Annotated in this window: 8 protein-coding genes; 4 read left to right on the forward strand and 4 right to left on the reverse strand. The window is 70.9% G+C overall.

Annotated features, from left to right (window positions below; all coding sequences use genetic code 11):
* Positions 1–229 precede the first annotated feature (229 nt).
* Complete coding sequence (gene dapE, locus AC2W7A_RS07865) at positions 230–1396, forward strand: succinyl-diaminopimelate desuccinylase (protein WP_485990870.1); 1167 nt, start codon at positions 230–232, stop codon at positions 1394–1396.
* Positions 1397–1409: 13 nt separating this feature from the next.
* Here the strand turns inward: dapE and AC2W7A_RS07870 are convergent, their stop codons facing one another.
* From AC2W7A_RS07870 to AC2W7A_RS07885, 4 genes are all read right to left on the reverse strand, one after another.
* Positions 1410–2279 (reverse strand): amino acid ABC transporter permease, encoded by an 870-nt coding sequence (locus tag AC2W7A_RS07870; RefSeq protein ID WP_485990871.1) that lies wholly within the window; start codon positions 2277–2279, stop codon positions 1410–1412.
* Entirely contained in the window at positions 2276–2956 is a 681-nt protein-coding gene (locus AC2W7A_RS07875; protein ID WP_485990872.1) for an amino acid ABC transporter permease, read from the reverse strand. The genes AC2W7A_RS07870 and AC2W7A_RS07875 overlap by 4 nt, the downstream gene beginning before the upstream one ends.
* Positions 2957–3063: 107 nt before the next feature.
* Complete coding sequence (locus AC2W7A_RS07880; RefSeq protein ID WP_485990873.1) at positions 3064–3948, reverse strand: glutamate ABC transporter substrate-binding protein; 885 nt, start codon at positions 3946–3948, stop codon at positions 3064–3066.
* 88 nt (positions 3949–4036) lie between these two features.
* Complete coding sequence (locus tag AC2W7A_RS07885; protein ID WP_485990874.1) at positions 4037–4822, reverse strand: amino acid ABC transporter ATP-binding protein; 786 nt, start codon at positions 4820–4822, stop codon at positions 4037–4039.
* A gap of 153 nt (positions 4823–4975) precedes the next feature.
* Between AC2W7A_RS07885 and AC2W7A_RS07890 the strand changes: the two genes are divergently transcribed.
* The 3 genes from AC2W7A_RS07890 (at position 4976) to AC2W7A_RS07900 (ending at position 6366) form a co-directional block, all read left to right on the forward strand.
* The gene (locus tag AC2W7A_RS07890; protein ID WP_485990876.1) at positions 4976–5758 is read left to right on the forward strand and encodes an LOG family protein; all 783 of its coding nucleotides are present in this window, start codon (positions 4976–4978) and stop codon (positions 5756–5758) included.
* Positions 5755–6084 (forward strand): DivIVA domain-containing protein, encoded by a 330-nt coding sequence (locus AC2W7A_RS07895; RefSeq protein ID WP_485990877.1) that lies wholly within the window; start codon positions 5755–5757, stop codon positions 6082–6084. The genes AC2W7A_RS07890 and AC2W7A_RS07895 overlap by 4 nt, the downstream gene beginning before the upstream one ends.
* 111 nt (positions 6085–6195) lie before the next feature.
* Complete coding sequence (locus tag AC2W7A_RS07900; protein ID WP_070637713.1) at positions 6196–6366, forward strand: DUF3117 domain-containing protein; 171 nt, start codon at positions 6196–6198, stop codon at positions 6364–6366.
* Positions 6367–6472 lie beyond the last annotated feature (106 nt).

Below are 6472 nucleotides of genomic sequence, written 5' to 3' on the forward strand. Positions count from 1 at the left end.
CGGCGGAGAGGTCCCCGGCCGCGGGGGCGGGGAACCAGACGTCCAGCACGGAGCCGTCGGCGGCGCGGGTGGCCAGGCCGTGGCCGGAGACGAGGCGGGCGGTGTTCTGCGCGGTGTCGGTCATGGGGCCAGCCTAGCCGCGCCCGACGACGGCGCACGCCCCGTCCGTCTTCCGTCTCACCGTCCGGTCGTCCTGTCCCGGACAGGGGCACCTTCTTAGACTGGCGGCATGGACACCACCGCTGAGACCCCGCATCCCTCCGCCGGCCGACCCGTGGACCTGCCGGACCTCGCCTCCGGGCCGGATGTCGCCGCGCTGACCGCGACGCTGCTGGACGCGTACTCGGTCTCGGACTGGGAGACGGACCTGGCGGACGCCGTGGAGCAGGCGCTGTGCTCGCTGCCGCGGCTGCAGACCACGCGCATCGGCGACTCCGTGGTGGCCCGCACGGACCTCGGACTCACGCATCGGGTGATCCTCGCCGGCCACCTGGACACCGTGCCGCTACCGACCGTGGAGGGCTCGCGCGGCACCGTGCCCTCGGTGTGGGACGGGGAGGTCCTCTACGGGCGGGGCGCCGTGGACATGAAGTCCGGCGTCGCCGTGCAGCTGGCGTTGGCGGGACTGGTCGGCGCGTCCGACGGCGCGGACCCCGCCTACGACGTCACCTGGGTGTTCTACGACCACGAGGAGGTCGACGCCATGCGCTCCGGCCTGGCCCGGGTCGCCCGGGAGGCCCCGGAGCTGCTCGAGGCCGACTTCGCGGTCCTGCTGGAGCCGACCGACGGCGTCGTCGAGGGCGGCTGCAACGGCACCAACCGCTATCGGGTGACCTTCCGCGGCGTCGCCGCCCACTCGGGCCGCGCCTGGCGCGGCCACAACGCCATCCACGACGCCGCACGGCTGCTCACCGCCCTCTCCGCCTACGAGCCCGCCACGGTCACCGTGGAGGGGCTGGACTACCGCGAGGGCCTCAACGCGATCCGCATGGCCGGCGGCGTGGCCGGCAACGTCATCCCGGACACCTGCACCCTGGAGGTCAACTACCGGTTCGCGCCGGACAAGACCCTGGACCAGGCCCACGCCCACGTCCGCGAGGTCTTCGCCGCCGCGGGTGTGGACTGGGACGAGCAGGTCGAGATCACCGATGCCTCGCCCTCGGCCCGACCCGGCCTGGACCGCCCCGCCGCCGCGAGCTTCGTGGCCGCGGTCGGCGGCGAGCCCAAGCCCAAGTACGGCTGGACGGACGTGGCCCGCTTCTCCGAGCTCGGCGTGCCGGCCGTGAACTTCGGGCCGGGCGACGCCCTGCTGGCCCACACGGACGACGAGCACGTGCGCCGAGAGGACGTGCACTCCTGCCTGCACGCCCTGCGCGCATGGCTGTTCACCGGCTGACCGGCGACGGGCGTCAGAGCTTCACGGCCGACGAGCCGGCGCGGGGCCCGGTGCTGCCGGCCGTCTTCGAGGACAGCTTCCTGGACAGCAGCGTGGCGACCCAGGTGAGCAGGAAGTTGATCACGATGAACACCAGGGCGGCCACCACGAGGGTCTGCAGGATGTTGCCCTGGCCGGAGCCGAGCTGACGGGAGTACTGGAGCAGCTCGTAGAAGCCGATCAGGTAGCCCAGCGCCGAGTCCTTGAGGATGACCACGAACTGGCTCAGCAGGGAGGGGAGCATGGCCACGAGGGCCTGGGGGACCTCCACCAGGCGCAGGGACTGGTTCGGCGTCATGCCGACCGCGGCGGCCGCCTCGCGCTGGCCCTTGGGCAGGGACCTCACACCGGAGCGGACCAGCTCGGCGATCACGGCTCCGTTGTAGAGGGTCAGGCCGACGATCACAGCGAAGTACGGCCCGTCCGCCGACGGGATCACCCCGGCCCGTCCGAGCATGGCGAACACCTGATAGAAGAACACCATCATCAGCAGCACCGGCACGGCGCGGAAGAACTCCACCACCAGGCCGCTGAGCATGCGGACGGGCTTGAAGGGCGCCAGCCGCAGGAAGCCGAAGACCAGGCCGAACACCACGGAGGAGACCACGGCGATCGCGGCGGACTGGAGGGTGAACTGCAGACCGGGCAGGTAGTAGTTGGACCAGGCGTTGCCGTCGACCGCGTTGATCCACCGGCTCGGCTCGAGCTGGCCGCGCTCGGACAGCTTGCCGAGCACGATCCACGCGACCACCGCGACGCCGATCAGGGCGACGACGTTGGCGATCAGGACGTTGCGGCGGGCCTTGGGCCCCGGGGCGTCGAACAGGACGGACTGGGTGCTCATCGTGCCACCGCCAGACGGTCGGAGGCCCACGTGGTCAGCAGGCCGATCGGGATCACGATCAGGCAGAAGCCGATCGCGAAGGTCAGGAAGATCGCCACCATGACGTCCGGGCGGAACTCGATCATCGTCTTCATGAGGCCGGAGGCCTCGGCCACGGAGGCCGCGGCGGCGACGGTCGTGTTCTTGGTCAGGGCGATCAGGGTGTTGCCCAGCGGGGTGATCGCGCCGCGCAGGGCCTGGGGGAGGATCACGAGGCGGGCCGCGGGCAGGAAGCCCAGGCCGATCGCCCGTGCGGCCTCCGCCTGACCCTGGGGGACGGTGTTGACGCCGGAGCGGATGGCCTCGCACATGAACGCCGCGTGGTACAGCGAGAGCGAGATGACCGCGAACACGAAGAAGTTCAGGTCGAAGTCGTCCGAGAAGGTGATCTTGAGCTGGCCCCAGACGGCCAGCACGCCGATGAGCATGATGATCGTCAGCGGGGTGTTGCGGACCAGGTGCACGTAGGCGGCGCCGACGGCGCGCAGCGAGGCGACCGGAGAGATCCGGAACAGGGCCAGGACGACGCCGAGCAGGAACGAGCCGATCGCCGCGAAGAACGTCAGCTTGACGTTCATCCAGAATGCGACCGGCACCTGCGCGCCGTACTGCTCGATGAGGGTGGTCAGGGATTCCATGGGCCTTCCCAGGGGAGTCAGGAGGGACGGACCTGAAGGGCCGGCGGGTCCGTGGCGGACGCCGCCGGCCCGTCCGTCAGCGGTGGAGCGGGGTCACCGGGAGGCGGTCAGTCGCAGGACTCGAACTCGGCATCCTCGCCCGAGTTCAGCTCCTTGTCGTACTCGTAGCCGGTGCCCTCGGTGTTGGACTTCAGGGCCTCCTCCCAGGCGCCCTCGTCCTTCATCTTCTGGATCGCGTCGTTGATCTGCTGGCAGGTCTCGGCCTCCTTGTTGATGCCGACCCCGTAGCGCTCGACGGTGAACGGCTCGCCGACCACCTTGAACTTGCCCTTGTTGGCCTCGGTGCCCGCCAGGCCGGCGAGGATGATGTCGTCGGTTGTGACGGCGTCCACCTGGCCCGACTCGAGGTAGGTCACGCACTCGGCGTAGCCGCCCTGCTCCACGAGGTTCACGCCGGAGGCGTACTCGTCCTTGATCTTCTGGGCGGAGGTGGAACCGGTGACGGAGCACAGGTTCTTGCCGTCCAGGGAGTCCGGACCGGTGATCTCGTCGTCGTCCGCGCGGACCAGCAGGTCCTGGCCGGCCACGAAGTACGGGCCGGCGAAGGAGACGCGCTGCTTGCGCTCGTCGGTGATGGAGTAGGTCGCGAAGATCATGTCCACTTCCTTGTTCTCCAGCGCGTTCTCACGGTTGGCGGACGGGGTCTGGACCCACTCGATGTCGCCCGCGTCCACACCCATCTCCTCTGCGACGTACTCGGCGACGTCCACGTCGAAGCCGGTCGGGTCGTTGGAGCCCTCGCGGAAGCCGAGGCCAGGCTGGTCGAACTTGATGCCGATGGTCAGGGACTCCCCGGAGCCCCCGTTGTCCGAGCCGCCGTTCGAGGAGCCGCCCTCGTCGCCGCCCTCGGAGGCGGACGGGGAGCAGGCGGACAGGGACAGGGCTGCCGCGGCGGCGACGGCGGTCAGGGAGAGGAACTTCTTGCGGGCCATGGGGGCCTCCTTGGTCGGTGCGGTGCGGTCGGATGGTCGGTGCGGTGGGGTGGGACGGCCGGGTCGGTGCCGACGCCGGGGGTGCGGGTCAGTGGGTGAGGATCTTGCCCAGGAAGTCGCGGGCACGCTCGTGCTGCGGGTTCGTGAAGAAGGACTCGGGGTCGGTGTCCTCCAGGATGGCGCCGTCGGCCATGAAGACCACGCGGTCCCCGGCCTTGCGGGCGAAGCCCATCTCATGGGTGACCACGACCATGGTCATGCCCTCCTTGGCGAGGCCGACCATGACGTCCAGCACCTCCTGGACCATCTCCGGGTCCAGCGCGGACGTCGGCTCGTCGAAGAGCAGGGCCTTCGGCTCCATGGCCAAGGCCCGGGCGATCGCCACGCGCTGCTGCTGTCCGCCCGAGAGCTGGGCCGGCATCTTCTGCGCCTGGTGTGCCACGCCGACGCGCTCGAGCAGCTCCATGGCGTGCTTCTCCGCGGCGGCCTTCCTCTTCCCCTTGACCTTGACGGGTCCGAGGGTCACGTTGTCCACGATCGACTTGTGCGCGAAGAGGTTGAAGGACTGGAAGACCATGCCCACCTCGGCCCGCAGGCGGGCGAGCCCGCGGCCCTCGGCCGGCAGCGGCCGGCCGTCGATCAGGATGCGTCCGCCGTCGTCGTCGATGGTCTCGAGCCGGTTGATGGTGCGGCAGAGGGTCGACTTGCCCGAGCCGGAGGGGCCCAGCACGATCGCCACCTGGCCCCGCGGGACGGTCAGGTCGATGTCCTTCAGCGCGTGGAAGTCGCCAAAGTGCTTGTTGACGCCCTGCATGCTGATGAGCGCGTCGGTGCCCGTCTCGGGGGTGGGGGCCTCGAGTGTGTGCTGAGTCATAGTCAGGGAATATAGCGGAACGCGGCGGGCCGGTGCGGTCATGCCCCGGTTCTGTTGCGACATCGTCATGGTCCGGAGGGTCCGGTCGGCCGCCGGCGGGCGCCCCGTGGCCGCCGGGATCCCTCGGCGCCCCACCACCGATAGGCTGGCACCATGGCTTCCCACGACGACGCACCCCGCCCCTGCCTGCGCCGCGGGCCGCAGACCCTGCGCGGCGAGGCTGCCCGCCGGCCGACCTTCGACCAGCTCCTCCTGGACTCCCGTCACCACGGTGCCGTGGTGCCGCCGCCGGCAGAGGAGCGCTCGACCACCACGGACGCCTGGCGCGTGCTGCGCATCCAGTCCGAGTTCGTCGAGGGCTTCGGGACCCTCGCGGAGCTCGGACCCGCCGTGTCCGTCTTCGGCTCCGCCCGCACGGGTGAGGGGACGGACGAGTACGAGCTCGCCCGCGCCGTCGGACGCGGACTCGTGGAGGCCGGCTACGCGGTGATCACCGGCGGCGGCCCCGGCGCCATGGAGGGCGCGAACCGCGGCGCGGCCGAGGCTGGCGGCACGTCGGTGGGCCTGGGCATCGAGCTGCCGCACGAGCAGGGGATGAACGACTGGGTGGAGGTCGGCATCGACTTCCGCTACTTCTTCGCGCGCAAGCTCATGTTCGTGAAGTACGCGCAGGGGTTCATCGTGGTCCCGGGCGGCATGGGCACCCTGGACGAGCTCTTCGAGGCCCTGACCCTCGTCCAGACCGAGACCATCACTCGCTTCCCCATCGTCCTGGTCGGCCGGGACTTCTGGGGGCCGCTGGTGGACTGGCTGCGGGACACGCTGGCGGCGCGCGGCACCATCTCGCCCGAGGACCTGGACCTGGTGACCGTCGTGGACACGGCTCAGGAGGCCGTCGCCGCGGTGCGTGCCGTGGCGGACGGGATCCGCGCATGATGCTGCCGGTCTGGCTCACGCTGCTCGCGCTGGTCGCCGTCGTGGTGGCGGTGCTCGTGGCGGTGCTGGCGGGGCGGTTCACGGCGCCGGTCCAGGACCCCCGCGCGGACGCGCCGGGCACCCCGGTGATGCTGCCCGAGCATCCGCGGTCGGAGGACGTGGAGCACGTGCGCTTCGCGCAGTCCGTCCCCGGTTACCACCGCGGTCAGGTGGACGCGACCCTCGCCCGGCTGCAGGAGGCCCTGCGCCGTGCGGAGGAGCGGAGCGGCGTCCAGGAAGCGGACGATCCCGATCCGGTTCGCCCCCACGCGGGAAATCCTGAATAATGGACATGTGACGGGAGACTCGCCGACCAGCGGCGAGCACGGGCCCGAGACGGCGCAGGACCACCGGTCCGGGCCGTCGTCCTGAGCCGACCAGCTAGAAGGGAAGTCGCAATGGCCGCCATGAAGCCTCGTACCGGGGACGGTCCTATGGAAGTGACCAAGGAAGGTCGCAGCCTTATCATGCGCGTTCCGATCGACGGCGGCGGCCGCCTGGTCCTGGAGCTCAACAACGAGGAGGCGGCGGAGCTCAAGGAGTGCCTCGTGGGCGTCACCGAGGCCTGAGGACGCCGCTTCTCCGCACGACCGCTCGAGCCCCCGCCCCGACCGCACGGTCGGGGCGGGGGCTCGGTCGTGCCTGCTCCGGACGTCCGGCGGACGCCGGGCCGGC

It is taken from the genome of Micrococcus sp. LASM2_SD2, from assembly GCF_057364565.1.